The organism is Rossellomorea sp. NPDC077527 (genome assembly GCF_044542955.1).
Classification (GTDB): domain Bacteria; phylum Bacillota; class Bacilli; order Bacillales; family Bacillaceae_B; genus Rossellomorea; species Rossellomorea aquimaris_E.
The window spans coordinates 78,152-104,999 of sequence record NZ_JBITVL010000007.1; the positions used below are offsets into that span (position 1 = coordinate 78,152).

Below are 26,848 nucleotides of genomic sequence, written 5' to 3' on the forward strand. Positions count from 1 at the left end.
AAGCTGGAAAGGGATTACCCTTCCAGCTTTTTTTCTTTTACAGCCTCGGCACACGACTCCACATTCGCATCCATCTCCAATTATTTTCCTCATCCTCCTCCTTTTTTCATATTTCTCCTTTTTTCGGAAACACTACAGGATAGACCATACATCGGACATGAGGGATTAGTATGTTTCCATTCTTTAAAAACAAGAAGAACAACGATCAGAGTAAGAAGAAACAATCATATGAGAGTCTGAGAAAGGAAGCGAAAAAATCCGCTGACTACAAACAGGCCTTTTACCAAAACCCCCACACCGGGGTCAAGTTCAGCCTGCACTTTGTCACGACGCTGATAGATGGAAAAATCCTGCAGGAGGACGTTCTCCCCTCATTACTATCCAAGGAATTTCATTCCCTGGATGATTTAAAAACGTTGGTTCCAGTATTGGATATTCAACTTTCTACAGATGAAACACTAATCGAACAGAAGCTCTATAACGGTTATACTCTCTTAACAATGGATGCTTCAAATCGAAAATTCGCTTTCATCGCAACGAAAAATGAAATGGGGCGGAAAGTTTCCCAACCGGAAGTAGAGTTCAGCGTCGTCGGACCTAAAGAGGCTTTCGTCGAATCACTCAGCGATAACTTAAACTTGCTTAGAAAAAGGCTCCCCATCAAGGAAATGCTGGTGGAGGAGTTCAACCTAGGAAAGCTTACCCACACCCGTGTCGTACTGCTTTATATAGATGGATTGGCAGATGAAGCCAACGTCAATACAGTGCGGCAGCGGTTAAGGGATGTGGACTTCGATCAAATCATGGACAGTTCCTTTATTGAACAGTTGATTGCCGATAATAGCAAATCCCCCTTCCCTCAGCTATTGGACTCTGAACGACCTGACCGGGTCGCTTCTGTATTAGTGGAAGGGAAAATTGCCATCTTAGTGGACGGTTCTCCCCATGCGTTGATAGGGCCAACCACTCTCGTAGAATTTTTCAACGCATACGAGGATTATTTCTTGAATTTCTTCATTTCCTCATTCCTGCGTCTCGTTCGTGTATTTGCCGTGGCCTTTTCCATTTTGATTACACCGATCTATGTGGCGGCACTGACGTATCATTATGAACTTATTCCAAAGGACTTAATGGCTACCCTCATTACATCGAGGCAGGAAATTCCCCTTCCTCCGATCCTTGAGGCGTTGTTTCTTGAATTGACGATCGAACTGCTGCGGGAAGCAGGGGCGCGACTGCCGACCAAGGTCGGCCAGACGATCGGTATCGTTGGGGGTATCGTAATCGGGACGGCATCCGTTGAAGCGGGGATCACGAGTAATGTACTGCTCATATTGGTGGCACTTGCTGCCCTGGCTTCCTTCACTACACCCGTTTATCGCATGAGTAATACCATTCGTCTACTGCGTTTTCCCTTCCTCTTATTCGCACAACTTTGGGGATTGTTGGGGATCGTTTTCTGTTTCTGCCTTCTTATGGGACATCTCTTACAGTTATCGTCTTTAGGCAGACCTTTTTTAGAGCCTCTATACCCGCCCAGGGTAAAGGACCTTAAAGATGCACTCATTCGACTTCCTTTCAGTAAACAAAGAGGGCGTCCGGAATATTTACGGACAAAGAAGCCATTTAGATTCCGCCAGGCAGAAGGGAAGAAAAAGCTTGATATTGATGAATAATGGTAGGAGGTGATCAAAGTGAAGCCGGTTCCAGATCGAAGAAAAATATCGCCGTTCCTTGTCTTCTTTCTCGTTCATTCCATCCAAGTAGGGGTGGGAGTTCTCGGATTCCAGCGTATCATTTCAGTAAATGCAGGGTATGATGGATGGATTTCTGTCATTCTGGCAGGGATATCCACTCACATTATTATGATCATGATGTACCTTATTTTAAATAAGGTGGATGGAGATCTTGTGTCTGCTCATACTCTTGTCTTTGGAAAATGGATCGGGAATGTATTCAATTTCTTTTTTGTCGTATATTTCAGTTTGCTCGTGATCACCATTTTGAGGACGTATATCGAGGTGTTGCAGGTGTGGATGTACCCAAGATTAAGTACGTTTTTCTTCTCCTTATTCTTTCTCATGCTTGTCTATTATATTGTGAACGGCGGTGTCCGAACAATTACCGGAACGGCTTTTTTCGGCATCATCCTTCCGAGTTATCTTATTTTAACTTTCGCTTTCACCTTTAGATATTCAGACTTTAGAAATGTGTTACCAGTCTTTGATCATACTGTAAAAGATTTATTGATTTCTACAAAGAACATGTCCCTGACTTATTTAGGTTATGAATCGATCCTGGTCATTTACCCTTTTGTAAAAGACGCAAAAAAATCTCAAAAGTACGCCCATTGGGGCTTGTTTTTCACAACCTTTCTCTACACTTTATTAGCTGTCATTTCATTTGCATTCTTTAGCCAGAAACAATTGGAAAAGACCGTCTGGGCTACCCTATCCATGTGGAAAATCGTCGAAATGCCATTTGTGGAACGATTTGAGTATATCGGAATCGCCAATTGGTGCTTGATCATTCTTCCAAACGTGTGCATTGCCATCTGGTGTGCAAGCAGGATATTAAAACGAATGACACCGTTAAAACATAGGACTACGCTATTAATCATAAGCATCCTATGTCTATCTACTCTTACGTTTTTTGCAGATCGAAAACAAGTGAACTTCCTGAATAACATTTCAGGGCAAATTGGCTTTTATATAAACTATCTTTACATCCCTGTACTCCTTTTACTTGTGATCATCATGATGAAAGTGAGGCGTAAACAATGAAATTACGTTTCTTATTTATTTCTATCCTGACCTCTTCTATGCTCCTGACAGGATGTGTGGAAAGAGAAATCCTGGATGACTTATATATTGAAACAGCGAAAGCTTTCGATTACGAAGGAGAGGATAAGATAAGGGGCACTTCCCTTTTCCCAATCTATTTAGCCGATAAGTCTATTCAGAATGGGACCCTTTCTGCAGAGGCCTCCTCTACCCGTGAAGTATTGGAAAAACTGGAAAGAAGATCACAACAGCCCTTGGTACGCGGCGGCCTGGACATCGTGTTGATTGGGGAAGAGTTAGCAAGGAAAGGGATCATCGATATCGGGGATTCCCTTCAAAGAGACGCCAGTGTCGGAGCTCGTCTCTATTTAACCGTCACAGAGGGAGAAGCAGGGGAACTCATCAAAGGGAATTATGGATTAAGGGGGAACGGTACATACCTCTACAATCTGATTAACCATAACATTAACCGGAGAGAATTACCCGCGACCAACCTTCATATGTTCGTATTTGATTATTTTCAAGAAGGACAGACACCGTATCTCCCAGTTTTAAAGCAAATCTCCAAAGAAAGTGTCACTATTACAGGGGTTGCTTTATTTGATAAAGATAAAATGGTAAAGAAGATCCCTGCTAAAGATATGTTTTACTTTAAACTGCTGGTGGATAAGTACGCAGAAGGCAGTCACGTCATTAAAATGGGGAAAGAAAGAAACAGCGGCCATATTGAAAAGTCCGTTGAGGCTTCTGTCACGAGTCTTAAATCCAAGAGTAAAATTATCGTCAAACATAATACCGACCCTGTCGAAGTGTCTATCCAAATAAAATTAAAGGGAATTATCCGGGAATATACAGGTAAAAAATTGACTCCCGACAAAGTGAGTGAAGTAGAAAAACAAATGAAAAAAGATATTGAAAAAAACTGCCTGAAGATGCTGAAGCAATTCCAGGAGTTAGGGATTGATCCTGTAGGCATCGGACAAAACCAAAAGCATGGTATACGTGGTTTCGATTTTAAAGAATGGGAAGACAGTATCTATCCGCAAGTGAAATTCAACGTGAATGCAAAGGTTCAGATTTTAGAAGCAGGTACGGTGGAATAATGTAACTTAAAAAGGCTCCCTTCTCACGAAGGGAGCCTTCCGCTATTACGCCATGGTGATGACTCGTCCATTTTCTGCACTTTCTTTACATGCTTCAATTAATTTTATGACTTGTAAAGCGTCTTCAGGGCCTACGGGAAGAGGTTTATCTTCTCTTAGAGCTCCATATACACCCAGATAATATTGAGTGTAATCCCCTTTTTCAGATGGAATGACTTCAGATGTCACATCGTCACCCGAAATGGTTGTCAGGACGCCCCAGTTTTCTTCGTCTTCCATTCCCCACTCTTCAGATAGAGGATTTTTCCCGGCCTTCAAATCATCTTCCTGACGATCCATTCCATGCTTCACGTAGCTTCCCTTTAGTCCATGAACCTGATAACGCGGTCCTGGATCGAGGACGATCGAGCGTGAGTACAGCTGTACTCTCAATACGTCATATCCAAGAGTGATAAGGAAGTAATCTTCCGCTTTATCAGGATTTCGTTGAGGAAAGACATCCGCCTGTACCCAATGTGGTTTCCCAAACAACGTAAGGGCCTGATCCAGGAGATGGGATCCCAAATCATACAACACACCAGCCCCCTCGATCTTATTCTCTTTCCAACGGTCCTTAATGGCAGGTCGAAAACGGTCAAAATGAGCTTCGTATGTATAGATTTGCCCCAGTGCTTCCTGTTTGAGCAACTGCTGGATCGTTAAGAAATCAGCATCCCAGCGACGATTATGGAAGACGGAGAGATGCAGGCCTTTCTCCTTGGCCAAAGCCAAAAGCTCTTCCCCTTCCTTGCTGTTCGTTACAAACGGTTTCTCAACAATGACGTGCTTACCCGATAATAACGATTGTTTAATCATGCTATAGTGAAGGTGATTAGGAGTCGTAATGACCACTAATTCGATATCTTTCTGAAGCAACTCCTCAAGTGATGACACGACAGTCGTTCCTTCGATGTCATTCAACACTTTTTCTTCATTGGAAGACAGTACCGCTTCGATTTGGAATTCCTTTAAATGGGATAGTAAAGGACGATGAAAACTTTGTCCTGAAAAACCGTACCCGGCTAAACCAACTTTTATGGGCTGCATATTGTCACCTTTTTCTATCAAAATGTATTCTCATATTATCATGTACAAAGTCAGACGAAAAATGATTCGTTTTACAATCCGGCAATGTTTTGTATAAAATAAATGGGAAAGGGAGGTTATCAACATGCAATCAATCAAAAATAAAGAAACCTTTGACGACCTGATCTCATCAACAGAACCTGTCATCGTAAAATTCCATGCAGACTGGTGCCCTGACTGCCGCCGCATGGACATGTTCATTGATGAAATCATGGAAGAATTCAATCAATATAAATGGTATGACATCAACAAGGACGAATTTCCGGAAATCGCCGAAAAATATGATGTCATGGGCATCCCAAGTCTGCTCGTTTACAAAAACGGCGAAAAAATCGCCCACCTGCACAGCGCCCACGCCAAATCACCAGAACAAGTGACAGAGTTCCTGAACACACTTTAATCCAAAGGTCCGTCCCCGTTTATACAGAGGGACGGACCTTTGTTTCTGACTTAATAGATATTTCCCTTCCCGTCCACATACACCGTTTGAATCACCGTTCGTTGGTACTCGTTTCCATCCACCGTTTTCCCTTCCAGGTCAAGGGTGATGTTATGGATTCCTTCCCCAAAGTCTGCCAGCGGCAGTGATGACAGATCTTCAGACGTTATGAGTGTTGAAGGCTTTGTCACACTCTTCATAGGGATATGATGGATTGTATAAGTCTTTCTTGATATTTGATCATTCTTACTCAATGAAACCACTGCTGGTTTCTTATGAAAGAGAATGCTTAGCATATAATGTTCTTTCCGGCACGTGTGAGCCTTCACTTCCCACCTTCCAGGAATGGGATCTGAAAGAAAGTGGGTGTGGTGAAAAGCTCCGGGGAAAAATCCTGTAGCATCTTCTGCCATCCCCCACTGCTTGTACACCTGACCGTCCGGACCCACCAGCTCATACAGCGTATCCCGCTGATTACTGACCCAGTTAATGGTGAGTCTCTCTACTCCTTCTTCCACAGCGAAGGATTCCACCCCCATCCCGTCCACTGCCCCGCCCCTGTGAAGGAACGACGTTTCCTCTTCCGTCAGGTGATTGATTGCTTCAGCACTATTCACATCTTTCACTTCATCCAAAAACAGACCCTTCATATATGGAAAAATCTCGCTTCCCTCTTTGATCGTCTTATGTGTCCAGTCCCTCACTTCCACTTCTTTGCCATAAGGAAGCCGGGAGCTCTTTACCAGGACGGCACCATCACTTTGACCAAATCGGCTCAAATATAGACCGCCCCAAAAGAGTTCAGTTTGGGCCCCTCCCCAGCCTGTACCGCCAAATGTATAAAAGGGGATGCTTTTGGCAAGATCATGTTCGTCCATTTCCGATCTGAATCCCCTCATATAACCCGTTTGCAATGAAAAGACGGCAGGAGTCTTACTTTTAAGAGCATCCGTCAGCCATCCCGCCCATTTACTAAAAGCAAGATCTGCAAGCTCCGATCCATGGTGAGGGGTTGAGAGTGTGATGACACGTTCCACATAGGGTGAAGCACCATAATGGATCAACGCGGCTTGGGCATCGATTCCTCCCTTACTGTGACCAACAATGACGAGCTTCTCCTTTAAAGAATCGTACATTTCCCGTATCTTATCTGCTAAAATTTCCCCATTCGTCCACATATCCTCATCTTTGTGCAAGTCAATGAATAGAGATTGATAACCTGCTCCCCGAATAATCCGGAGCATATCGTTATCTGATAGCCACGTTTCTGATGATGTATTGATGCCATGGACAAACAGGATTGGAAACCCATCCGTATTCGCTGCTTCTTCATCTTTGAACCATCTGCCTGGTTTTCCTGTATCCCCTTGTATTCCCTTCACACTTTCTTTCATTCTTATTGCCCTCCCTTAAGAAAGACGTTCTTTCCTTCATTATCGTTGAGCATTGATAAAAATTCACCCTCATTGTTAAATTCAGGAATAAAGACATATATCCTCCCAAAATTGAATAGTACCCATGTCCTTATCGAAAACTAATATCGATCTTACTTACTAAAATGGAGGGATTCCTTTGACAAAGAAAAATAATCAAGGCAGCGAAAACCAAAATTCACCGAAACGAGGAACGACAGAGTTTGCTAGTGAAATCACCAGCGGGGACAATAGTAAGGGGAATAAGCATAATAAAGATCAGAAAAATAAAACAAAATAATAATCAAAAAACCTGCCTGAAGTTCAGGCAGGTTTCAGTATGATGAAAGAAGGACTATTCGTCTTCATCCTGGATATTCACAGGAATCATGTTTGATTCAACGTGAATGTGCCCGGGGTCAGCTTCCTTATCCCAGCCTCCATACAATCGTTCATTCAATTCAATATTGGCTTCAGTTGCTGACTGTTCCTGCTTTTTCATATTATCACCCTTTCACATTTAGAATATGGGATTTCATATAAAATATACGGTCATGGTTCTTCCTTAATGGGACACACTATCATTGAAAGTGACTTGAGGAGGTAATGGACATGGATCAAAATCGAGTAAAGCAGATACTGTCTTCTTCAGCCGACATTGAAGTGAAGTATAGAGATGTATCCGTTTGGATCGACTCTGTATCTGAAGATGGAAAAACAGCCGTTGTGCATCTTCGCGGACCATTGGAAGAGCGTTCTGAAGTAAGTATTAATGATTTAGAAGAGGCATAAGAAAAAAGACCACGTTGTAGGCTGTTACCCCAACGTGGTCTTTTTTATAAACATCTTACTCTTTGTCTTTGATTTTCCCTTTGTTCTTTAATAGTTCAAAGATTTGGTTCGCTTGATCTGTATTATCGATTAAGCCAGCAAATTTCTCTTTTTGAGGGCCGAACGCGTATACAGGAACGTCGTCACCAGTGTGTCCATCCGATGTCCAGCCTGTACCTGAACGTTTATCAAAAATCTTTTCGATCGCATTATCGATTTCCGTTTGATCGCCTTTTTCAGCAGCTGTTTTCACAGAAGCGATTTCTTCCTTCGTCAATTCAAGGTCGATATTGTTCGCTAAGGTTTCTTCAACCGATGCACCGTTCACAATTTGTTCTGCCATATAGTCAGGTGTATGCTTTGCTGCTTGGATTGGAGCCGGATCCCAGTTGTATTCACCGTCAGAACCAATTGTGATACCACCTGTTGAATGGTCAGCTGTAACAATGACTAATGTTTCACCATTCTCTTTAGCAAAGTCTCTTACTTTTTCAAATGCTTGTTCAAAGTCTCTCATTTCACTCATAGCACCGACAACATCATTATCATGACCTGCCCAGTCGACTTGACTACCTTCCACCATTAGGAAGAATCCATCTTTATTACCTTTTAAGCGGTCAAGGGCAGCAGTCGTCATATCTGCTAAGCTTGGTTGCTTCTCATCACGGTCGATCATCTTATCCATTCCTGATTCAGCGAAAAGTCCAAGGATTTGTTTATTATCATCTTTCTTTAGTTCATCAGCCGATTTAACATAGCTGTATCCGTCTTTCTTGAACTGTTCTGCCACATTACGGTCATCACGCTCAAAGAAATCCGTTCCTCCACCAAGCATAACGTCAATTTTATGCTTGCCGTTGATCATTTCATCATAATAATCATTTGCAATCGCATCTTCACTCTTACGAGATTCTTCATGTGCTCCGTAAGATGCCGGTGTCGCATGCGTGATTTCTGACGTAGCTACAATTCCTGTAGACATGCCATTTTCTTTCGCCTGCTCGAGAACTGTTTTCACATTTGATTTATCATTATCTACTGCAATCGCGTTATTGTATGTTTTTACACCAGCACTCATTGCTGTTGCGGCAGCTGCAGAGTCTGTTACATTTTCTTTTTCATCTTCCGGATACGTCGTTTGTAGTCCGACAAGGTAAGGATCAAATGCCGTCTTCTCCATTTCCATCGTATCAGGATTATCATTCATGTAACGAAGGGCGGTTGTATATGGTACACCCATTCCATCACCAATCATAAAGATGACGTTCTTGGCTTTGCCGTTCTTGGATTCCTTCGCACTTGCTTCTGTGTCGTCCTGATTCATTCCTATAACACTTCCAAGAGCTAATGTGGAAACTACCGCTAACGGAAGGATCTTCTTCATTGATTTCTTCATTTTCCCTACCTCCTATAATTCGTGGTACATGTAGAAGAATAAAGGGGAAATATGAAGAAGCATTTGCAATTCAAATACAGGAGTGTAAAGAATGTGTAAAATTGAAAAAAACAGGCGTAAAGTTACCTGTTTTTTCAAACGTCATTCTCTTATGAGGGGAAGCGTACAGCAGCGGAATGAGCCACCCGACTTAATAATTTCCGATAAATCCAGTTCGATCACCTGGAACCCCGTTGCTTCGATCCGCTCGTTTAAAGCTTTGTTCTGGATGAGACTGATGATTTTCCCGTCACCGATCGCTAACACATTCGGTCCCATTTGAAATTGTTCACTATCTGTCACCGTGATGGTATGATAATGCTCCTTGATGGTCTTTAGATCCTCTTTTGAAAATGCCGGTGGATAGATGAGTGCCCAGTCACTCGAAATAATGGTAAAGACACAATCCAAATGGAGGATATCTTCCCTTAACGGCACTTCATGAACGGTGTATTGCGGGAGTTGATTTCGCAGAGATTGGATAGCCAGTTGATTCGTCCGGCCGCTCACTCCGATCCAGATATTCTCTTCATCAACGAGTACGTCTCCTCCTTCAATGGAATGGAGGAGTTCGTGATAAGGTATGTCATTTGCGTTCAGCCATTTCTTTAGCGTATCCACTTCTCCGCGCCTTACATCGGTGTTCATCGATGAGACGAAAAATTGATCATGAATCGTGAAACCAATGTCTCTCGTGAAGACTTGTTCATTGAATTCTGGCGATGGCTGAAGATGAATGACCTCCGAACCATTTTTCTCTAGCGTGTCTACAAATGTCTCATGTTGTTGAACTGCTTTATCTATATTAATATTGTCTTTTAAAAAATGCTTCTGAGTCTCATTGATGATTTCATTGATTTGCATATTCTCAGGTGAGACCACCACCACTTTTTTCAATTTTCCATACTCATTGGCACAATACGTTTTGGAATTTGGAACCAACGGGGAATTTAAACTCATCTTTACGCCCTCCATTTGTCTACTCTTAAACACTGCTTTTCCCTGTTATTATGATGATAAAACAATCTTTTTATAAGTTATGCTCTAGAAGCCTAAACAGGGACGACGGGCATACAGGTTTGGTGAAATAAGGGCGTTTGTCTACCCCCCAATAGAAAAAGGCATGCTGCTGCACGCCTTTTTTCATTAATGCACCATCCGGTCATGATCCTTCCAGAATTCTTTTCTGATCACGACCTTTTGGATTTTCCCGGATGCGGTTTTAGGTAACTCTTTTACAAAAGTAATATCCTTCGGTGCCTTGAAGTGGGCCAATTTTTCTCTGGAAAACTCGATGAGCTCTTGTACCGTCACATTGTGCCCTTCCCGGAGGACGACCACCGCATGGGGAACTTCCCCCCACCGTTCATGAGGAACAGCCACGACGGCTGCTTCCAGAACACTGTCATGCTCGTAAAGGGCTCCTTCTACTTCAATCGACGAGATATTTTCACCTCCGCTGATGATCACATCTTTCATCCGGTCGACAATTTCAATATAACCATCTTCGTCAACCGTCGCCATATCCCGGGTATGAAGCCACCCTTCACGGATCGTTCGGTTTGTGGCTTCAGGATTTTTGTAGTACCCTTCCATCACCGTATTCGTCCTGGTCACGATTTCTCCAATCTCTTTGCCGTTATGAGCCACTTCTTCTCCCAGTTCGTTTACCACCTTCACCTTGCTTCCGATCATGCTGTATCCTGCTTTCGCCTTCAATCGGTATCTTTCTTCCTTAGGAAGGTCTTTTTCCGATGACCTTAGGATTGAAGTCGTGATAAGGGGTGAAATTTCTGTCATCCCGTATACCTGGATGAATTCCCACTGCAGATCTTCTTCCACTTTTCGTACAAATGCCGGCGGAGGTGCAGAACCGGCAATGACCACCCTCACATCCTGTCCGATGGAACGCTCCCTGTTAGGATACGTTTCCAGAAGCATATTGAGAACGGTCGGCGCCATGTGCATGACGGTAACGCCATGTTTCTCCACTTTGTCCAGAATCACTGCCGGATCCACTTTTCGAAGCATCACCTGGGTCGCTCCATTCGCCGTATAATAGAAAGGTGATCCCCACCCATTCACATGGAACATGGGCAGGACGTGAAGAAGCGTATCCTGATCCGATACCCGTAAATGGTGCATGGAGGAAAGAGCATGCACGTAATTGGACCTGTGGGTGAGAAGAACTCCCTTCGGATCTCCCGTCGTCCCGCTCGTATAGAGGAGGGACGCAATATCCGTTTCTTCCAATTCAACACGAGAAAAAGCATCACGGCTGAATGAGCCCCGCCATTCTTCATAGCCTGGATGTCCGTCCCTCGTTTTACCGTGAATCACGACATGCTTCAAATGAGGCACTTCTGATAGAATCGGCTGAACCAATGGATAGAGTTCTTCATCGACAAACAAAGCCTTACTCTCACTATGGGTCAGAATAAATAGATAATCGGAAGGCTTTAACCTGGTGTTCAATGGTGTCATGATTCCACCTACCGAATAAACCCCATAGAATCCTTCCAGCATCTCTGTCGTATTAGGAGCCAAGTACGCGACTTTGTCTCCTTTCTCTATGCCAAATTGTTTCAATCCCCTTGCAAGCTGATTGACCCGGTCATTCAGCTGCTGATAGGTCAAATGTTTTTCATCATCGATGATTGCAACCTTGTTCCCGTATAACTCCACTGCCCGATCGAGAAAATCCGTCAATACTAATGGTACATGCATATGTACATCCATCCCTTCTGATTGATAAAGACGGGGAGATAAACCTGTATAGGATTTATTCTAGCAGATTCTTGTTTATTTTTGGGAATATTCTGATTTTTAAGCGTACAAGCCATTTATCTCAAGGCAACAAAACAAGCATGATGACGAAATCGTCATCATGCTTATACATTAACGTCCTCTTCGACTGGAAGTGGATCTGCCTCCGCTATTTCTCTTATTCCCGGAGTTACTTCTTTCAGAGGAACCTCTGCGGCTTCCGCGGGAAGAGCTCGTTGATTCATCATTCCGACGTGAGCCGGATCTCCTGGAACGTGATGAACCGTTCGTCTCATCCGTCCGTGCTCTGCCACCCCTGGAGGTTCTTGCTTTACGGTCTTTATTCGCTTGAATCTTCTTTTCACGGCGATCTTTGGCACTCTCGTTGGACCCCTTTGGGGCATGAGAAGTCACGTTAGTCGAAGCAACCTCTACCACCCGACGAGGCAATGAACGGCCGATGCCCTTTTCAATAGTGTCCAGATCCTGTTTATCCTTTAATGCGACAAAGGTAATGGCAAGCCCGTCTTTCCCAGCTCGGCCCGTGCGTCCAATTCTGTGGATGTAGCTCTCCACATCCTGGGGGATATCATAGTTAAACACATGCGTGACCCCCTCGACGTCAAGTCCCCGGGCAGCCACGTCCGTTGCAATAAGAAGCTGCAGCTTCGCGTCCCTGAATTTCTTCATCACGTTTTCCCGTTTTGCCTGGGACAGGTCACCGTGGAGCTCATCGACAAGAAAACCTCTTGCTTTCAGATCTCCAAGGAGCTTACTGACCCTTCTCTTCGTACGGCAGAAAATGATACCAAGAAACGGCTGGACGTCGTGAATTGTCTGACTGAGGGCGTCCAGTTTCTGGCGATCCGTCGTTTCAACGACTTCCTGCTGAATTTCCTGTACGATCTTTTCTTTTTCGCGAATTTGTACATTATGAGGCTGATTCATGTATCGCTTACCGATCTTGCGGATATCCTTGGACATCGTCGCTGAAAACAGAGCGGTCTGACGGGTAAATGGCGTCTCGCGGATGATCGATTCAACTTCATCGAAGAATCCGATATGAAGCATCTGATCCGCTTCGTCTAGTACAAGAAACGATACATTTGAAAAGTCGACCGTTTCACGGCGAATATGATCAAGGAGTCGGCCTGGTGTACCGATCACGATATGAATCGCTTTATTCTTCAGCCGCTTAATCTGTTTCTCAACATCCTGGCCACCGTACACAGCTAATACGTTTATATCATCTTCCGTTGCAGCAAGAATTTGATTCAACTCGGCGGTTACTTGAATCGCAAGCTCCCGCGTAGGGGTCACGATAAGAGACTGAATCTGATCTTTTTCCTGATCTATTTTGGCCAGCATGGGAAGGAGAAACGCCATCGTTTTTCCCGTTCCCGTTTGTGCCTGTCCGATCACGTCTTCACCATTTAATAAGACAGGGATGGTTTCACTCTGGATCGGCGTTGGTTCTATAATGGATTGTTCTTTCAATGCATTGACATACTTAGGTTGAATTCCTAAGGAAGTAAAATCATTCAATGGGGTCACCTCTTTGATACCCATTATACATTTAAATCCCCTTTAGAAAACAGGGCACTATGTTATAATGGGAAAATCGTAAAATGAAATGAGGAATAACAGTGCTGACATTTGAAGATAAATTAGCTGTCATTGAAGAATTTCCTGAGCTTACACGGAAGGATGTTTCATTGAACAGGCTGAACTTCCACTATGAAGACAGTTTGTATGAAAAAACGACTGTCGTGTATCACCTGCATCCAAACGGAAATGGGTTTGTTTATACAGGTAGTCATCCCGGATTTGAAGCGAATCCGAAAGGACTTGTGAACATCAGGGAATTCACTCGTGATGAACTTCGGGAGATCGTTCGCGCTTCCATCGACCTTCTGGCAACAGAAGAAGATATTGTTCCACCGGTAGAAGAGTTATGGAAGGATGCTGAAGGGCACTCTCTTCAATTGATCGAAGAGGATGACCGATGGAATATATATGCCGGCGACAACTTGGAAGACAGCTTCGGCGGCTATGATGAAGCAGCCTTGTATTTGCGTGAAGAAGGGTTTCGGAGACGCTGATCATGTAAAAAGGACGAATCGTTTTGGCGATTCGTCCTTTTGTGTGTAGATGATCTCGTTTTTTGTTGGGCTGGTTTTGGAATAGTGCCGTTTTGGGTTTAATCCGGTCGATAGGATGAATAATCCAGCCATTTTCTTTCCAAATCGAGCCGAATACCTTTTATTTCGAATCACTTACAACGAGCGATTCAATATATCTCTCACACTATCATGATCCATTTCTTTATACGTCCCGACACCTGGTTTAATGAACGTCTTCTCTACAATGGCATCAAACTGACTATCGTCAATGTCATAATCAGCGAGTGTATTCGGCGCACCCAGTGAGTTCCAGAAGTCGCGAAGTGCTTTCGCTCCCTCTCTAGCCACTTCGATATCTTCCTTGCCTTCAGGCGAAATCCCGAACACATTGATCGCAAGCTGTTTCACTCTAGATGGATCCTCTTCAAGGACATGCTCCAGCCAGTTAGGGAAAAGAATGGCAAGTCCGCCACCGTGGGGAATGTCATAAACAGCCGAGATTGCATGCTCGATTCTGTGTGTGGCCCAATCTCCCCCGTCCGTTCCGTTTGAAAGCGTACCGTTGAAGGCGGTTGTACTGATATACATCATGGTTTCTCTATGCTTGAAGGAATTCAGGTCCTCAAGCAGACGGGGGCCGGTTGCGATTGCCGTCCTTAGAAGCGATTCAATGAACCCGTCAATCATCGGTGTGTTTTCAGTTCGATGGAAATAGTGCTCAAGGGCATGTGACATGCTGTCAACAATCCCATAAATCGTCTGATCACGTGGTACTGAAAAGGTGTACGCAGGATCTAAGATTGAGAACCTCGGGAACACATGAGGGGACCCCCAGCCTAATTTGTCTTTTGTCTCCCAATTGGTGATGACGGACACAGAGTTCATCTCAGAACCCGTTGCCGCAAGTGTCAGAACCGTTCCAAAAGGAAGTGCCTCATTGATTGGAGCTTTAGCCGTAATCAGTTCCCATGCATCTCCTTCATATTTGGCACCTGCTGAGATCGCTTTTGTACAATCGATCACGCTTCCACCACCTACTGCCAGAATGAAATCAATGCCTTCTTTTTTGCAAATATCTACACCTTTACGTACGGTCGTCAGGCGCGGATTGGGTTCCACTCCACTTAATTCAAATACCTTTGCACCGATTTTTTTTAACTCGGTCGTTACATCATCGTAAACTCCATTTCGCTTGATGCTGCCACCTCCATAGACAAGAAGTACGTTTAGACCTTTGTCCAGAATGGAAGACAATTTCTTCACTTCATCTTGTCCAAAATAGAGTTTTGTCGGATTGTATTGTAAAAATGTATTCATATTTAGCACCTCATAGTAAGATTGTGGTTTCATTTTAGCATTTCTTTCACCCATGTAGATATTGATAGTTTTTCATAGCATTTATCAATAATATTGATACTCATTGAGTTAGGGATGATATGAACTGTGTAATGGGAGGAGTCAGCCATTTCTTCTTTTGATAAACAATTTGTGTATAAACCGGAATTTTTTTATGATCAAAAGGGATTTGGACAACCTTTCCGGATTCAATGTCTTTCCTCACAGCAATTTCTGGCATGATCGCAATGCCCAAATCATCTGCTACACATTGCTTGATGGCCTCCAGGCTACTGAAAGAAATGACCGATTTCGCCTGTATATTCTCCTCTTTTAACAGCTGCTCAAGTAAGACCCGGTACGAACAGCCCTCCTCCGTCAGAATGAGGGTTTCGGATTCAAGCTCTTTCAAGTTCATTTCCTTCAGGGAATGCAGACGATGGCTTGGCGGAGCGATCATCACCAACTTTTCCTGACGGATGGGGATCGTCGTAAAATCCGGATGTTCTGTATACCGGTCAAGCAGGATGGCCATATCGAACTTCCCCTCAAGGATCCCTTCTTTTAAGTTCGGGCAAAGTCCCGACTCGAGCAAAATTTTTAATTCCGGATGCTTTTCTTTTAAATCCTTGATATATGGCGTGATGAAATAAGCAGCAAGTGATTCCACTGTACCGATGCGCAAGGTTCCCCTCAGATTACTTTCATTCGAAATCCGTTCTTCCGCCTCGTCTAATAAGGATAGGATTTTCTCTACATAATAGTAGAGCTCCTCCCCTGACTGTGTAAGTCTCATTTTTCTACCTATCCGTTCGAATAATTTGACATGATAATGCTCTTCCAATTTCTTGATTTGTGTTGTTACACTGGACTGGGCATAGCCGAGTTCCTCTCCGGTCTTGGTATAGCTCCCCCACTTGGCTACTTCTTTAAAGGTATAAAAATAGTTCAGATCCATTTGTCTCTCCCATCATTAATTACAATAGTTTGTATCGATAATTATAGATAACTCCAATACTTACAGCAATGGTATACTCCAATCTGAATGAAAATCGTTGGAGGGGTATCATGAGTCAGCTTCAAAAATCACTACGTTTGCCACAAATCATATCTTTATATATAGGAGCCGTTCTCGGTTCAGGGGTATTATTTTTACCTGGGGTGGCCGCAAGTATGAGCGGTCCTTTATCCATCGTCTCGTGGATCGTCATCTCCCTCGCCGCCGTCCCCCTGGCCCTTACGATGGGACTGCTTTCTGCTTTTTATCCAAGCTCGGGGGGAGTGTCCCATTTTGTATCAGAAGCATTCGGCAAGTCCTTCGGAACCGTCATCGGGTGGATGTTCCTGCTCTCCGTCCCAACCGGGGTACCCATCATCGCTTTGACAGGTAGCTCTTACTTAGGGCAGCTTTTCGGCTGGGGACACTCTGGGATGGTTCTAGGAGCTGCAGCCATATTGGCCACCGTTTTAATGATCAATTTCTTCGGAGTGAAAACAATGGGATTCATTCAGACACTGGTCATTTCCCTCATTTTATTTGTCTTATTGTTTGCAATCTTTTCAAGTATGCCCCATGTGAAGACCGAGCATTTCACACCCTTTGCACCAAACGGGATATGGGCAGCGGTCCCGACGATCGGAATCCTGTTCTGGTGCTTCATTGGATGGGAAAGCGTCACCCATATGTCTGGGGAATTCAATGATCCCGGTAAGGATGCTCTGAAAGGCGTGTTTTGGAGTGCTGGTATTGTGTCTGTCCTATACATCATGCTGGGTGTGATGGTAGTTGGTACTGGTAGCTACACAGGAGGAATGGCTGAGACTGCACTCAGTCACATGGTGCAGCTTTCTTTCGGAAAACCAGGGGCGATTGGAGTCAGCATTACGGCACTATTTATATCCATCGCAAGCGCCAACGCTTATGTCAGTGCCGGTTCACGGATCGCTTATACATTATCCCAGCAAAGGGTGGCACCCCGATGGTTCGGTACGGTACACTCTAACTATAAAACACCAATCGGGGGACTATTATTCATCGGAATCATCTTTGCCGTCTTGTTAACGGCGGTTCACTTACGATGGCTGTCCTTTGAAACGCTGCTGCCATTTCCGAATGCCACCTATTTCGCTACGTATATCGGTGGTGCTGCAGCAGGCGTGAAATTATTGAAGAATCATAAGATCGGACGAATCGCCTCCACGGCCTCCCTCGTTCTAACACTGGGATTCTTCCCGTTTCTCGGCTGGGTCGCGCTTTACCCTGTAAGTGTAGTATTGATTGTCTTCATATGGAATGCTAAGAAGAAAACGACGCAAACGGTACCATTGAATTCATAGAGGAGTGTTGAAAAATGAAAGTATTAGCCCTATTAGGAAGCACGCGAAAAAACGGAAACTCTGAATATCTTGCAAAAAAAATTGTGGAAGGCACCGATCACACCATTGTTTCTCTTGCCGATATGCATATCGAGCCGATTGAAGACCTTCGCCATTCTGAAGGAGGTTTTCTCCCCGTCGTGGATGACTACGAACAACTTGTCCAATTAATGGAGGAGCATGACATTCTATTATTTGCCACTCCCCTTTACTGGTATGGGATGAGCGGCCCGATGAAGAATTTCTTCGACCGCTGGAGCCAGTATTTACGAGATGAGCGCTTCAACTTAAAAGAAGAGCTTACAAGGAAAAAAGCATATGTCGTCATCACCGGTGGTAGCTCGGCCAAAATAAAAGGACTTCCTCTTGTACAGCAATTTGATTATATTTTCCAATTCGTGAACATGGAATTCGTGGACTATTTGATTGGGTCAGGAGTCAAACCAGGTGAAATTGTTAACGATCAAGCGGCATTAGAGAAGGCTGAACGGTGGAATGAACGATTTAAAGGATGATCCCTCATGAGGGGTCATCTTTTTTTTGTTAAATTACCGTGATAAGGAAATAGTATGAATAAAACCTTTTATTGGAGGCTGCTTATGGAATTCCCAACCATTCACACAAACTTTTGGGATGCCGTCATTGCTATTCCCGTAATCATTTTGCTGACGCAACTCATTAAAACCTTCTTTAAACCACCTGCTTTTTTAGTACCCAATATCGCTGTCATTCTCGGACTTTTCATTTCTGTCTTCATTAGCCATAGAGGGCATCTCATCTCAGGTATTTTCATGGGCTTCTTTTACGGATATGCGGCGATCGGGAATTATGCTTCCTTGAAGACTACGGTGCTGGCTTATCGTGGGGAGAAGGAAGAGACTTGATGAGGATGTTTTTCTGACATCATTAGAGCTTTTAGCAAGAAAAAAAACCGGAATTCAAATGAATCCGGCTGCCATGATGGAATCAGATACAACCAAAAGAACAAGCATGAATGAGCATTGTACAATCAGTTTGTCATTTTCATTAACCTATCCCTGTAATCTGTCCAATATCGTCGTCAACGTCTTGTCCAGCTGTATCACCTCATCGACGTCCATATCAAGACGCTCCAATAAACGTGATGGGACACATTCCGCTTTTTCCTTCAACGCTTCCCCTTTATCAGTAAGGGTAATGACAACGCTGCGTTCATCTTCTATTGAACGCTTCCGCTCCACAAGACCATGCGCTTCCATCCTCTTCAACATAGGAGTCAAGGTACCAGAATCCAGGAATAACTTCCTCCCCAGTTCCTTTACGGAAATCATTTTTTCTTCCCATAACACAAGCAGTGCCAAGTATTGAGGATAAGTGACTCCGATTTCCTCCAGTAGGCTCCGGTAGAGCTTCGTTATTTCCCTCTCTGCTGTATAAATTTTAAAGCAGATTTGATTTTCTAATAAAAGTGGATCTTTCATACATGTCGTTTCCTTTCTTGAACATACTAATTGTGATTATCATACAAAAAAGAATACCAATTATCAAATTTAATTTTGCACAACTTAATTGTTGACAATTCAAACCTGAACCTTTAACATTAGTTTTGTAATATTAAATTGTGCACAACCAAAAAAACAAGAGGAGTGAACGAAATGGAAGCATTATATACAGCAAAAGCAACAGCAACAGGTGGACGTGCCGGTAAAGTAACAAGCAGCGACGGAGTCTTGGATGTAGGACTTGCAATGCCAAAATCACTTGGTGGCAACGGGGCTGAAGGCTCCACGAATCCAGAGCAGCTTTTCGCAGCAGGGTATGCCGCATGTTTCGATAGCGCTCTTAATTTAGTCGCACGTCAGGAAAGGAAAAAAATCGAATCCAAAGTAACCGCAGAGGTGTCCATCGGTAAAGATACGGACGGCGGATTCAAGTTAGGCGTTGCTTTAGTCGTAGGTGTCAGCGGTGTTGAGCTTGACGAAGCGAAGCAATTAGTGGAAAAAGCCCATGGAGTTTGCCCATATTCAAAAGCAACAAATGGGAATATCGATGTTGAATTACAAACTGAATTAATTTGATCATCATGGATGGGTCTTTCAAGGCTCATCCTTTTTTTTTGAAATATATCGAACATTTGTTCTTGTCTTTAATCACTCTCTTGTTCTATAATAAAAGAGTACTAAAATTCATGGGTATTGGAGTGGAAAATGATGAAACATCAGGCTACACCTTATTTTAGTTTTGATGGGCAGGCAAGAGACGCATTGGAATACTACAAAGAAGTATTCGAAGGGGAAGTGCTGGGGATCCAGACATTCGGCGAGGCGGATTTTCCGAGTCCTCCTGAAATTTCAGATCACATCATGCACGCTCAATTTAAAAAAGGAGAGCTTTTCTTTATGATGTCTGACAGCTTTCCTGGCCAAGCCCCGACTGCGGGCAATCATATTTCACTTGTCCTCGAACTGGAGAGTGAAGAGGAAATCAATACTTATTACAAACGATTAACGGAAAAAGGAAACGCCGTAATGGAGCTTCAAGATACCTTCTGGGGTGCAATCTATGCCAAGGTAAAAGATCCTTTTGGCATCACCTGGGACCTTAACTACACAAAAAAATAAGATGAATAGGCTACTGCGTTACCATCTTCCGCAGTAGCCTTCTTAAAATCCCAGTACCTCTTATCATACACCGAAGGCAAGATCCGTCCCTTTCATAATATGATAATACTTATCGATTTTAAGGATGGTACCTTCTGTTATGAGTTCTTTCGTCAGGCTTGTAACGGTTTCCCTTGTTGAACCAATGAAACTTGCGATATCCTGATGGGTCAGATGCACATTGATTTTCATATAATTTCCTTTCATTTCTCCAAAACGAGGCATTAGGAAGGTCATGAGATGAAGGATTCTTTCTTTGACGGGGGCAAACATAATGCGTTCAAGGAATACACTCCTCTGTTTCATATGCTGATTGAGGGCAGAATACAATTCAGTCAAGGTCGGGTGATGAGTGACCCCTATGCGCTCCACCTGTTTTTGAGTGAGCACCCGGACCACTGTCGTATCGATTGATTCAGCATATACACCCTCATCGTCTAAACTGAAGCGGGGTATATTACTGAAGAATTCACCTTCTCCAAGAGCAATGAGAATGGTTTTTCGCCCATCCTCACTGTTCTTATAGAGTTTTACTTTTCCCGATTGAATCATATAAAGATTTTTACTCAATGAAAAAGGCTGATAGATTACTTCTTTTTTTGAGTAGTTTACGAGCCTCCCTGGCAAATCTTCCATAAAGGAAGTCGACCTCAATGGTGCTGAATTCATGACGCCCCCTCCTCATTACTTTCAAATTCGGACACAAACTCACCGTATCCCTGCTCTTCCAATTCATCTTTCGGGACGAACCTGAGGGCTGCTGAATTCATACAATACCTCAATCCTGTAGGCTTGGGTCCATCTTCGAATACATGACCCAAGTGGGAGTCGGCGTGTTTACTTCTGACCTCCGTACGGACCATGAACAATGTCCGGTCCTCTACTTCAATAATATTGTCTTCAACTAAGGGTTTTGTGAAACTTGGCCATCCTGTTCCACTCTTGAATTTATCCTTCGAACTGAAAAGAGGTTCACCTGAGACGACGTCAACATAGATCCCCTCTTCCTTGTTATCCCAATATTTATTCTTGAAGGCTTCTTCAGTCCCCTCTTCCTGAGTGACTTTGTATTGAAGTTCCGTAAGCATTTCTTTTAATTCATCATCTGTATAGGAAGGATAAAGAGAGCTGGTTTCGAGTTTGATATGCCGATCTTTTCCCCAAGCCTCATCCAGAAAATCATCCCTTCCTGAATTAGCTCTGTAGAATTTATAGCTTAATTTATTTTTCTTATAGTAATCCTGATGGTACTCTTCCGCTTTGTAAAAAGTTTTAGCAGGTTTGATTTCTGTTACGATCTCTTCTTTAAATCGACCTGAGTCTGCCAATTCCTTCTTAGACTGCTGTGCCGCTTTCATTTGGTCTTCGTTATGATAATAAATCCCGCTCACATATTGAGGTCCCCGGTCGACGAATTGCCCGCCGGCATCCGTTGGATCGACCTGTCTCCAGAAGATCATTAATAATTGCTCATACGTAATCACATCGGGATCATATTCAACTTGAACAGCTTCCACGTGGCCCGTCTGTTTAGAGGACACTTCATCATATGTCGGATTTTCTTCTTCGCCTCCCGTGTATCCTGAAATGACTGAGTAAACGCCATCCAGTTTTTCAAAGGGCGGCTCCATACACCAGAAGCATCCCCCTGCGAAAGTGGCGAGTTCATGGTCTTCATCGATCATGTTGGTTTTCACCGGCTCACTTCCAAGGGATTTCTGTGTCATGCTGGCATACAGTTTCGGTCCGAAGAATGCCCCTAGACCGACTAGGATTACTAATCCAATTCCGATCACTATTTTTTTCATCGTCTCTCCTCCTTGCTATTTTACTAAAGGTAGTCGAAACCAGAAGGTGCTGCCCGATCGTCCATCACTTTCCACACCTATTTCTCCATCGTGAAGCTCGATGATTTCCTTGCTGATGGAAAGCCCAAGACCTGATCCTCCTCCCGCTTTGTTACGGGATTTCTCTACCCTGTAGAACCGTTCAAAGATAGAAGCTTGCTCTTCAATGGCCACTCCCCTTCCTTCGTCCTTCACAGAAAACTCTACCTGTTCCCCTTTTTTCACAGCATGAATTTCAAGGGTTGTATGGTCAGGTGAGAAGGAAAGAGCATTTTGGATAAGGTTCGTCATGACTCTTTTAATTTGAACAGGCATTAATGGAACGAGGGGCAAGCCCTCATCGTATTCAACTTTCACTTCTATATTCTTTTCCTCAATTTTGCGTTCAAACTGCTGAATGGTATCAATCAATAGCTGATCGATAGGAGTAGGGGACGGTTTCCAAGACAGCTTTCTGTTTTCCAGCTGTGAAAACTCCAATACCTCTTCAATCAACAGACTTAATTTTTCCGTTTCCGAAAGAATCGTTTCATAATAGCGTCGCCTTGTCTCCGGATCTTCAATGATGTCATCATTCAAAGCTGCAACGAAGGAGTGGATCGAAGACAGGGGTGTCCTGAGATCATGGGATACATTCGCAATGAGCTCACTCTTGAACTTCTCTGATTCCTTTAATTCACCAAACATCCCTTCGATCCTTGAAGACATATGATTAAAGTTAGAAGCGAGTTCCTTGATTTCCTGCGGTCCCGCTTCCGTCACCTTCACATCAAAGTCGCCGTTCGCCATCTTCCCCGCTTCCCTGCTCATCTGCTTTACAGACTTTAACAAAGGGGATGTAATCATCAAATTCACGGCAAATGATAGCAGCCCTGCGCCCAATGTAATGAGCGAAAGAAGAATGATGATATCTGTTGAGATAAACATTTGGACATATGAAATGGTGAGAAAAACCAGAATCACTACGAGAGAAATCGTGTTGGCCAAAATAAGGAGCGTTCTAATCTTCATGATGATGCTCCCCCTCGAATTTATATCCGATTCCCCACACGGTTTTGATCCATTTCGGCTCGGATGGATCATCCTCGATCTTTTCCCTCAGTCTCCGAATATGCACATTGATCGTATTGGCATCCCCTAGATATTCATATCCCCATAATGTCTCGATCAGCTGTGATTTTGAGAATACCTGCGCAGGATGCTGCGCCAGTAAAGATAATAGTTCAAACTCTTTCACTGTCATTTCGACTTCATATCCTCTAGAAATCACCTTACGTTTATTACGGTCAATATGCAGTCCTTTCCACCGAAGAACATTCTGTTGTTCTTCGGTTGGCGCAGAATAAGTCCTTCTCAATACATTTTTAACCCGAAGTAAAAGCTCACGGGGACTGAACGGTTTCGTGACATAGTCGTCCGCCCCTATCGTGAGTCCATATATACGATCTTTTTCTTGACCAAGTGCTGTCAGCATGATGATCGGTGTATCATGGTCCTCCCTTATTTTTTCTGCTGCCTGCCAGCCATCCATTTCGGGCATCATGATGTCGAGGACGACAATGTCCGGATGGAACGATCGATACTTTTCGAGCGCCTCTCTCCCGTTAAAGGCGGTACTCACCTCAAAGCCCTCCCGGACAAGATAACGTGAACATACATCCACAATATTTTCTTCATCGTCTACCAACAGCACTTTTTTGACCACTTTGAACGCTCCTTTACATCCCTGTACCTAATTCGGCACTTCCAAAATCAACATTGAATTGCTTACACCAAATCACGATTTTCATTCCTTCAGCCGCCGTTACACCACTTGGGATTTCATAGTTTTGATTGCCCATGTTTCCTTTTAACTCTCCAAGAGAAACTCCCTCTTTTGTTTCTTGATCTGCTTCTACTAAGTAAACGTAAAGATCCGGTCCGTTGGTCACATCAATATTTTCCAATCTGACATTTTCTCCCGAAACCATCACGCTCCCTTTTGCATGGTGATTGGAGTCTGCCCCTTTAAACATTCCCGTGAGTTCACTTTCTTTCATTGTATCGCTTGTCATAGCGTCTTGCGAAGATGAATCGGCTTCTTTCATAGTATCCTCTTCGTTTTCTTTCATATGAGAAGCTGTTGAAGTTTCGGGTGCTTCATTTACGACCTTGTCAAAGAACAAGGGGGAAACAAGCCACCAGCCGACTCCCAACATTCCTGCTACAACAATTCCTATTAACCATTTTTTCAATACGATCATCCTTTCTTTTTCAGATTAACTGTAGTATAAAAAACAAACCTTATGGAATCTTAACGGAATCCTTAATTATTTCTTAAATGTACGTCGGACTTCATTTTGGACAGGTTCCAATGAATCTGAGATAGTAAAAGATATTGAACTAAAGGAGACTAATTCATGCTAAATACTCTGATATTCATCTTCATCATCTTTTTGACCGGTTTCCTGGTTGTACGTTACTATCCCGCTTTTGGAAAGAAACCGGCCCAGGAGAGAGTTAACTCATCTCCTCAATATTCGGAAGGTTCATTCCAAAATTCGATGCCCACTTCCATGGATTCAAGCTTCTCTTCATCCGTTTCAATGGTTCGGGACCTGGTAAAAAGGAATGCCAATCGTAAACCAGCTGACGATATGCCAAGAGTCGCGTTCCCAACTCTTGATCACCCCCATCCTGTTACCAATGTAACGTGGTTTGGACACTCTGCTTCGATGATTGAAATCGATGGAAAGAGGTTGTTACTTGATCCCATGTTTGGAAAAGCCCCCTCTCCATTTCCGTGGATCGGTGGAAAAAGGTATAGCAAGGAGCTGCCATTTCAAATCGATGAACTTCCTTCCATTGATGCCGTGATATTCTCCCATGACCATTACGATCATCTTGATTACGGGACGATTCGAAAGCTTCAAAATAAAGTGAAGCAATTCTTTGTGCCGATCGGGGTAGGAAGTCATTTGGAGCGCTGGGGAATCAATCCTGAGTGCATTAGAGAACTTGATTGGTGGGACAAAGTAGAGTGGAATGGTCTTACACTGGCCTGTACCCCTGCAAGGCATTTTTCAGGACGGAGCCTGAATGATCGTAACGCTTCTTTATGGTGTTCGTGGTGTATCATCGGGATCTCTTCTAAAATCTTTTTTAGCGGGGATAGTGGTTACGGGCCACACTTCAAGGAGATTGGGGAGCAATATGGTCCATTCGATTTGACCTTAATGGAATGCGGTCAATACGACCCTAGATGGGCACCGATTCATATGCTTCCTGAAGAAACGGTCCAAGCCCATATTGATGTGAAAGGAAAATCGCTCATGCCTGTTCATTGGGGGGCGTTTACCTTATCCTTTCATGAATGGACAGATCCGATAAACCGTGTGACCAAGAGAGGGAACGAATTGAATGTTACTGTTGCTACCCCTAAGATCGGGGAAACATTTATTGTGGAAGGAGATTCCCTGCCGTCTTCACGATGGTGGGAATGAACAAACAATCGCCTAGTTGTATACACTATCTAAGGAACTTTAAAGTAGGCGATTATACTATGAGCAATGAGCAAAAAGCCACGTTCGGAGCCTGGGTTGCAGCCATCGGAACTGTTCTAGCCGCAATAGGCAGTACCCCGATTAAGAGCATCCCAGAGAATACCTTGAGGTCGTTCAATCTCGTAGGAAATGAAATGCAGGCAACCGGGAATGCCCTTGAAGCAGATGCCATAGAGGAATTCTCGCTGACAAAAGCCGGGAATGAAATTCAAGCCATTGGGAACGTCACCGTCATTGCCGGTATAGTGATTGATTTTAATGACAACATCAAGCAGGAGCTTAATATCAAAGGGAACCTTCTTCAGGCATTAGGGGGGTCTGCTGCTCTCTACGATTCATTTAATGAAGAACATTCAATGGAAGTACTTTATTCCATTTACGGGAATCTTCTTCAGATCATCGGTAACTCCCTTCAAGCCATCTCCGGCATCCTCGAAATAAATGATAGAGACAGCGGAAATATTAATGTGGTGGGGAGTTGGATTCAGGCGATCGGCTCCATTATTTCAGCCCTCGTCCAAACAAAAGAATCTTCCGACTGATGTTGCTTTACATAGTTTTTCAAATGTAGAGCAACAGAATCAGGTGCTCTGCATGAAAGGCTGTTTTTTAAAAACAGTCTTTTTTTTGTTTACCTTCTCATATAGGCCCTTTTACATAATATCTCTTGATCTGGGTTATCGCCCATACCATTTCACCCAAGGACGAATATTCATAACCTAGATAGAGAGGAGGCTTTTGCTATGAATGATTTTCAACCTGTAAATAATGAAATGTTTGTGGATTATCATGATATACGTCGTCCAATCGGACGGCCGGGCTTCGGAAGACCTGGGTTCGGGTATGGTGGATTCGGAAGACGTCCGTTTGGGTTTGGATTCGGCTTCAGTCCGTTTGTTGGCGGGCTTGCAGGAGGATTACTGGGTGCGGCATTATTGAGTCCTGGCTATGGTTATGGATACGGATATGGTTATCCGCCACCTTATTATGGTTACCCATATCCTTACCCTTATTATTATTAATATCATACAGAACGAAGAGGAACCCGATTTGCCATGCAGGGAAATTGGGTTCCTCTTCGTTCTTCTAAAT

General features: G+C 43.6%; 30 protein-coding genes. 15 read left to right on the forward strand and 15 right to left on the reverse strand.

The window, feature by feature from the left end:
- Positions 1–170: 170 nt before the first annotated feature.
- From ACIGG7_RS20475 to ACIGG7_RS20485, 3 genes are read left to right on the forward strand one after another with little or no spacing between them, the layout of a single operon-like run.
- Complete coding sequence (locus ACIGG7_RS20475; protein WP_224944666.1) at positions 171–1,676, forward strand: spore germination protein; 1,506 nt, start codon at positions 171–173, stop codon at positions 1,674–1,676.
- A gap of 18 nt (positions 1,677–1,694) precedes the next feature.
- Complete coding sequence (locus tag ACIGG7_RS20480; protein ID WP_397550861.1) at positions 1,695–2,783, forward strand: GerAB/ArcD/ProY family transporter; 1,089 nt, start codon at positions 1,695–1,697, stop codon at positions 2,781–2,783.
- Complete coding sequence (locus ACIGG7_RS20485; protein ID WP_397550862.1) at positions 2,780–3,886, forward strand: Ger(x)C family spore germination protein; 1,107 nt, start codon at positions 2,780–2,782, stop codon at positions 3,884–3,886. The genes ACIGG7_RS20480 and ACIGG7_RS20485 overlap by 4 nt, the downstream gene beginning before the upstream one ends.
- Positions 3,887–3,931: 45 nt before the next feature.
- On the opposite strand, the gene ACIGG7_RS20490 is transcribed toward ACIGG7_RS20485, so the two are convergent.
- Complete coding sequence (locus ACIGG7_RS20490; RefSeq protein ID WP_397550929.1) at positions 3,932–4,972, reverse strand: oxidoreductase; 1,041 nt, start codon at positions 4,970–4,972, stop codon at positions 3,932–3,934.
- A gap of 124 nt (positions 4,973–5,096) precedes the next feature.
- On the opposite strand from ACIGG7_RS20490, the gene ACIGG7_RS20495 reads away from it, so the two are divergent.
- Positions 5,097–5,411, forward strand: a complete 315-nt coding sequence (locus ACIGG7_RS20495; protein ID WP_224944672.1) for a thioredoxin family protein — start codon at positions 5,097–5,099, stop codon at positions 5,409–5,411.
- A gap of 50 nt (positions 5,412–5,461) precedes the next feature.
- Here ACIGG7_RS20495 and ACIGG7_RS20500 read toward each other — a convergent pair whose 3' ends face one another.
- Positions 5,462–6,844 (reverse strand): esterase/lipase family protein, encoded by a 1,383-nt coding sequence (locus ACIGG7_RS20500; RefSeq protein ID WP_397550863.1) that lies wholly within the window; start codon positions 6,842–6,844, stop codon positions 5,462–5,464.
- 178 nt (positions 6,845–7,022) lie between these two features.
- Here ACIGG7_RS20500 and ACIGG7_RS20505 point away from each other — a divergent pair, with 178 nt between their 5' ends.
- Positions 7,023–7,163 (forward strand): hypothetical protein, encoded by a 141-nt coding sequence (locus ACIGG7_RS20505; RefSeq protein WP_224944680.1) that lies wholly within the window; start codon positions 7,023–7,025, stop codon positions 7,161–7,163.
- 54 nt (positions 7,164–7,217) lie between these two features.
- On the opposite strand, the gene ACIGG7_RS20510 is transcribed toward ACIGG7_RS20505, so the two are convergent.
- Positions 7,218–7,364 (reverse strand): hypothetical protein, encoded by a 147-nt coding sequence (locus ACIGG7_RS20510; RefSeq protein WP_397550864.1) that lies wholly within the window; start codon positions 7,362–7,364, stop codon positions 7,218–7,220.
- Between the two features lie 110 nt (positions 7,365–7,474).
- Here ACIGG7_RS20510 and ACIGG7_RS20515 point away from each other — a divergent pair, with 110 nt between their 5' ends.
- Entirely contained in the window at positions 7,475–7,654 is a 180-nt protein-coding gene (locus ACIGG7_RS20515; RefSeq protein ID WP_224944683.1) for an H-type small acid-soluble spore protein, read from the forward strand.
- 55 nt (positions 7,655–7,709) lie between these two features.
- On the opposite strand, the gene ACIGG7_RS20520 is transcribed toward ACIGG7_RS20515, so the two are convergent.
- The 4 genes from ACIGG7_RS20520 to ACIGG7_RS20535 form a co-directional block, all read right to left on the reverse strand.
- Positions 7,710–9,089 carry an alkaline phosphatase gene (locus tag ACIGG7_RS20520; RefSeq protein ID WP_224944684.1) on the reverse strand — a complete coding sequence of 460 codons (1,380 nt, stop codon included), beginning with the start codon at positions 9,087–9,089 and terminating at the stop codon, positions 7,710–7,712.
- 141 nt (positions 9,090–9,230) lie between these two features.
- Entirely contained in the window at positions 9,231–10,088 is an 858-nt protein-coding gene (locus ACIGG7_RS20525; protein WP_224944686.1) for a dimethylarginine dimethylaminohydrolase family protein, read from the reverse strand.
- A gap of 186 nt (positions 10,089–10,274) precedes the next feature.
- Positions 10,275–11,855, reverse strand: coding sequence for a long-chain-fatty-acid--CoA ligase (locus ACIGG7_RS20530; RefSeq protein ID WP_397550865.1), 1,581 nt, complete (start codon positions 11,853–11,855; stop codon positions 10,275–10,277).
- Between the two features lie 171 nt (positions 11,856–12,026).
- Entirely contained in the window at positions 12,027–13,448 is a 1,422-nt protein-coding gene (locus ACIGG7_RS20535) for a DEAD/DEAH box helicase (RefSeq protein ID WP_397550930.1), read from the reverse strand.
- Positions 13,449–13,540: 92 nt separating this feature from the next.
- Between ACIGG7_RS20535 and ACIGG7_RS20540 the strand changes: the two genes are divergently transcribed.
- Positions 13,541–13,996 carry a hypothetical protein gene (locus ACIGG7_RS20540; protein WP_397550866.1) on the forward strand — a complete coding sequence of 152 codons (456 nt, stop codon included), beginning with the start codon at positions 13,541–13,543 and terminating at the stop codon, positions 13,994–13,996.
- Between the two features lie 174 nt (positions 13,997–14,170).
- Here the strand turns inward: ACIGG7_RS20540 and ACIGG7_RS20545 are convergent, their stop codons facing one another.
- Together ACIGG7_RS20545 and ACIGG7_RS20550 are read right to left on the reverse strand one after the other, a co-directional pair.
- A complete protein-coding gene (locus ACIGG7_RS20545; protein ID WP_397550867.1) occupies positions 14,171–15,334 on the reverse strand; it encodes an iron-containing alcohol dehydrogenase in 1,164 nt (387 codons plus the stop codon).
- 100 nt (positions 15,335–15,434) lie between these two features.
- Positions 15,435–16,310: a LysR family transcriptional regulator gene (locus ACIGG7_RS20550; RefSeq protein ID WP_397550868.1), complete on the reverse strand. Its 876-nt coding sequence runs from the start codon at positions 16,308–16,310 to the stop codon at positions 15,435–15,437.
- A gap of 110 nt (positions 16,311–16,420) precedes the next feature.
- On the opposite strand from ACIGG7_RS20550, the gene ACIGG7_RS20555 reads away from it, so the two are divergent.
- The 3 genes from ACIGG7_RS20555 (at position 16,421) to ACIGG7_RS20565 (ending at position 18,612) form a co-directional block, all read left to right on the forward strand.
- Positions 16,421–17,689, forward strand: a complete 1,269-nt coding sequence (locus tag ACIGG7_RS20555; protein ID WP_397550869.1) for an APC family permease — start codon at positions 16,421–16,423, stop codon at positions 17,687–17,689.
- A gap of 14 nt (positions 17,690–17,703) precedes the next feature.
- Positions 17,704–18,243 carry a flavodoxin family protein gene (locus ACIGG7_RS20560; RefSeq protein ID WP_397550870.1) on the forward strand — a complete coding sequence of 180 codons (540 nt, stop codon included), beginning with the start codon at positions 17,704–17,706 and terminating at the stop codon, positions 18,241–18,243.
- Between the two features lie 84 nt (positions 18,244–18,327).
- Positions 18,328–18,612, forward strand: a complete 285-nt coding sequence (locus ACIGG7_RS20565) for a hypothetical protein (RefSeq protein WP_397550871.1) — start codon at positions 18,328–18,330, stop codon at positions 18,610–18,612.
- Positions 18,613–18,759: 147 nt separating this feature from the next.
- Here the strand turns inward: ACIGG7_RS20565 and ACIGG7_RS20570 are convergent, their stop codons facing one another.
- Entirely contained in the window at positions 18,760–19,188 is a 429-nt protein-coding gene (locus tag ACIGG7_RS20570; protein ID WP_224944698.1) for a MarR family winged helix-turn-helix transcriptional regulator, read from the reverse strand.
- A 174-nt stretch (positions 19,189–19,362) separates the two neighbouring features.
- Here ACIGG7_RS20570 and ACIGG7_RS20575 point away from each other — a divergent pair, with 174 nt between their 5' ends.
- Together ACIGG7_RS20575 and ACIGG7_RS20580 are read left to right on the forward strand one after the other, a co-directional pair.
- Entirely contained in the window at positions 19,363–19,785 is a 423-nt protein-coding gene (locus ACIGG7_RS20575) for an organic hydroperoxide resistance protein (protein WP_224944699.1), read from the forward strand.
- Between the two features lie 132 nt (positions 19,786–19,917).
- Complete coding sequence (locus ACIGG7_RS20580) at positions 19,918–20,328, forward strand: VOC family protein (protein WP_224945068.1); 411 nt, start codon at positions 19,918–19,920, stop codon at positions 20,326–20,328.
- 63 nt (positions 20,329–20,391) lie between these two features.
- Here the strand turns inward: ACIGG7_RS20580 and ACIGG7_RS20585 are convergent, their stop codons facing one another.
- From ACIGG7_RS20585 to ACIGG7_RS20605, 5 genes are read right to left on the reverse strand one after another with little or no spacing between them, the layout of a single operon-like run.
- The gene (locus tag ACIGG7_RS20585) at positions 20,392–21,036 is read right to left on the reverse strand and encodes a Crp/Fnr family transcriptional regulator (protein WP_397550872.1); all 645 of its coding nucleotides are present in this window, start codon (positions 21,034–21,036) and stop codon (positions 20,392–20,394) included.
- Positions 21,033–22,175 carry a peptide-methionine (R)-S-oxide reductase MsrB gene (gene msrB, locus ACIGG7_RS20590; RefSeq protein WP_397550873.1) on the reverse strand — a complete coding sequence of 381 codons (1,143 nt, stop codon included), beginning with the start codon at positions 22,173–22,175 and terminating at the stop codon, positions 21,033–21,035. The genes ACIGG7_RS20585 and msrB overlap by 4 nt, the downstream gene beginning before the upstream one ends.
- Positions 22,176–22,190: 15 nt before the next feature.
- Positions 22,191–23,225, reverse strand: a complete 1,035-nt coding sequence (locus tag ACIGG7_RS20595) for a sensor histidine kinase (RefSeq protein ID WP_397550874.1) — start codon at positions 23,223–23,225, stop codon at positions 22,191–22,193.
- Entirely contained in the window at positions 23,215–23,919 is a 705-nt protein-coding gene (locus ACIGG7_RS20600) for a response regulator transcription factor (protein WP_397550875.1), read from the reverse strand. Before ACIGG7_RS20600 ends, ACIGG7_RS20595 begins: the two co-directional genes overlap by 11 nt.
- 13 nt (positions 23,920–23,932) lie before the next feature.
- The gene (locus ACIGG7_RS20605) at positions 23,933–24,448 is read right to left on the reverse strand and encodes a DM13 domain-containing protein (RefSeq protein ID WP_224944706.1); all 516 of its coding nucleotides are present in this window, start codon (positions 24,446–24,448) and stop codon (positions 23,933–23,935) included.
- A 165-nt stretch (positions 24,449–24,613) separates the two neighbouring features.
- On the opposite strand from ACIGG7_RS20605, the gene ACIGG7_RS20610 reads away from it, so the two are divergent.
- From ACIGG7_RS20610 to ACIGG7_RS20620, 3 genes are all read left to right on the forward strand, one after another.
- On the forward strand, positions 24,614–25,696 hold the full coding sequence (locus ACIGG7_RS20610; RefSeq protein ID WP_397550876.1) for an MBL fold metallo-hydrolase: 1,083 nt from the start codon (positions 24,614–24,616) through the stop codon (positions 25,694–25,696).
- 59 nt (positions 25,697–25,755) lie between these two features.
- Positions 25,756–26,298, forward strand: coding sequence for a DUF6944 family repetitive protein (locus tag ACIGG7_RS20615; RefSeq protein WP_397550877.1), 543 nt, complete (start codon positions 25,756–25,758; stop codon positions 26,296–26,298).
- Between the two features lie 201 nt (positions 26,299–26,499).
- The gene (locus tag ACIGG7_RS20620; RefSeq protein ID WP_397550878.1) at positions 26,500–26,778 is read left to right on the forward strand and encodes a hypothetical protein; all 279 of its coding nucleotides are present in this window, start codon (positions 26,500–26,502) and stop codon (positions 26,776–26,778) included.
- Positions 26,779–26,848: the final 70 nt, after the last annotated feature.

Excerpts from the sequence above, each read along its gene's own strand:
- msrB (WP_397550873.1), bottom strand. The coding sequence starts at position 22,175 with ATGAAAAAAATAGTGATCGGAATTGGATTAGTAATCCTAGTCGGTCTA.
- ACIGG7_RS20490 (WP_397550929.1), bottom strand. The coding sequence starts at position 4,972 with ATGCAGCCCATAAAAGTTGGTTTAGCCGGGTACGGTTTTTCAGGACAA.
- ACIGG7_RS20475 (WP_224944666.1), top strand. The coding sequence starts at position 171 with ATGTTTCCATTCTTTAAAAACAAGAAGAACAACGATCAGAGTAAGAAG.
- ACIGG7_RS20585 (WP_397550872.1), bottom strand. The coding sequence starts at position 21,036 with ATGAATTCAGCACCATTGAGGTCGACTTCCTTTATGGAAGATTTGCCA.
- ACIGG7_RS20565 (WP_397550871.1), top strand. The coding sequence starts at position 18,328 with ATGGAATTCCCAACCATTCACACAAACTTTTGGGATGCCGTCATTGCT.
- ACIGG7_RS20550 (WP_397550868.1), bottom strand. The coding sequence starts at position 16,310 with ATGGATCTGAACTATTTTTATACCTTTAAAGAAGTAGCCAAGTGGGGG.
- ACIGG7_RS20570 (WP_224944698.1), bottom strand. The coding sequence starts at position 19,188 with ATGAAAGATCCACTTTTATTAGAAAATCAAATCTGCTTTAAAATTTAT.
- ACIGG7_RS20615 (WP_397550877.1), top strand. The coding sequence starts at position 25,756 with ATGAGCAATGAGCAAAAAGCCACGTTCGGAGCCTGGGTTGCAGCCATC.
- ACIGG7_RS20525 (WP_224944686.1), bottom strand. The coding sequence starts at position 10,088 with ATGAGTTTAAATTCCCCGTTGGTTCCAAATTCCAAAACGTATTGTGCC.
- ACIGG7_RS20610 (WP_397550876.1), top strand. The coding sequence starts at position 24,614 with ATGCTAAATACTCTGATATTCATCTTCATCATCTTTTTGACCGGTTTC.
- ACIGG7_RS20515 (WP_224944683.1), top strand. The coding sequence starts at position 7,475 with ATGGATCAAAATCGAGTAAAGCAGATACTGTCTTCTTCAGCCGACATT.
- ACIGG7_RS20485 (WP_397550862.1), top strand. The coding sequence starts at position 2,780 with ATGAAATTACGTTTCTTATTTATTTCTATCCTGACCTCTTCTATGCTC.
- ACIGG7_RS20495 (WP_224944672.1), top strand. The coding sequence starts at position 5,097 with ATGCAATCAATCAAAAATAAAGAAACCTTTGACGACCTGATCTCATCA.
- ACIGG7_RS20575 (WP_224944699.1), top strand. The coding sequence starts at position 19,363 with ATGGAAGCATTATATACAGCAAAAGCAACAGCAACAGGTGGACGTGCC.
- ACIGG7_RS20580 (WP_224945068.1), top strand. The coding sequence starts at position 19,918 with ATGAAACATCAGGCTACACCTTATTTTAGTTTTGATGGGCAGGCAAGA.
- ACIGG7_RS20560 (WP_397550870.1), top strand. The coding sequence starts at position 17,704 with ATGAAAGTATTAGCCCTATTAGGAAGCACGCGAAAAAACGGAAACTCT.
- ACIGG7_RS20510 (WP_397550864.1), bottom strand. The coding sequence starts at position 7,364 with ATGAAAAAGCAGGAACAGTCAGCAACTGAAGCCAATATTGAATTGAAT.
- ACIGG7_RS20620 (WP_397550878.1), top strand. The coding sequence starts at position 26,500 with ATGAATGATTTTCAACCTGTAAATAATGAAATGTTTGTGGATTATCAT.
- ACIGG7_RS20545 (WP_397550867.1), bottom strand. The coding sequence starts at position 15,334 with ATGAATACATTTTTACAATACAATCCGACAAAACTCTATTTTGGACAA.
- ACIGG7_RS20595 (WP_397550874.1), bottom strand. The coding sequence starts at position 23,225 with ATGAAGATTAGAACGCTCCTTATTTTGGCCAACACGATTTCTCTCGTA.
- ACIGG7_RS20500 (WP_397550863.1), bottom strand. The coding sequence starts at position 6,844 with ATGAAAGAAAGTGTGAAGGGAATACAAGGGGATACAGGAAAACCAGGC.
- ACIGG7_RS20555 (WP_397550869.1), top strand. The coding sequence starts at position 16,421 with ATGAGTCAGCTTCAAAAATCACTACGTTTGCCACAAATCATATCTTTA.
- ACIGG7_RS20530 (WP_397550865.1), bottom strand. The coding sequence starts at position 11,855 with ATGCATGTACCATTAGTATTGACGGATTTTCTCGATCGGGCAGTGGAG.
- ACIGG7_RS20520 (WP_224944684.1), bottom strand. The coding sequence starts at position 9,089 with ATGAAGAAATCAATGAAGAAGATCCTTCCGTTAGCGGTAGTTTCCACA.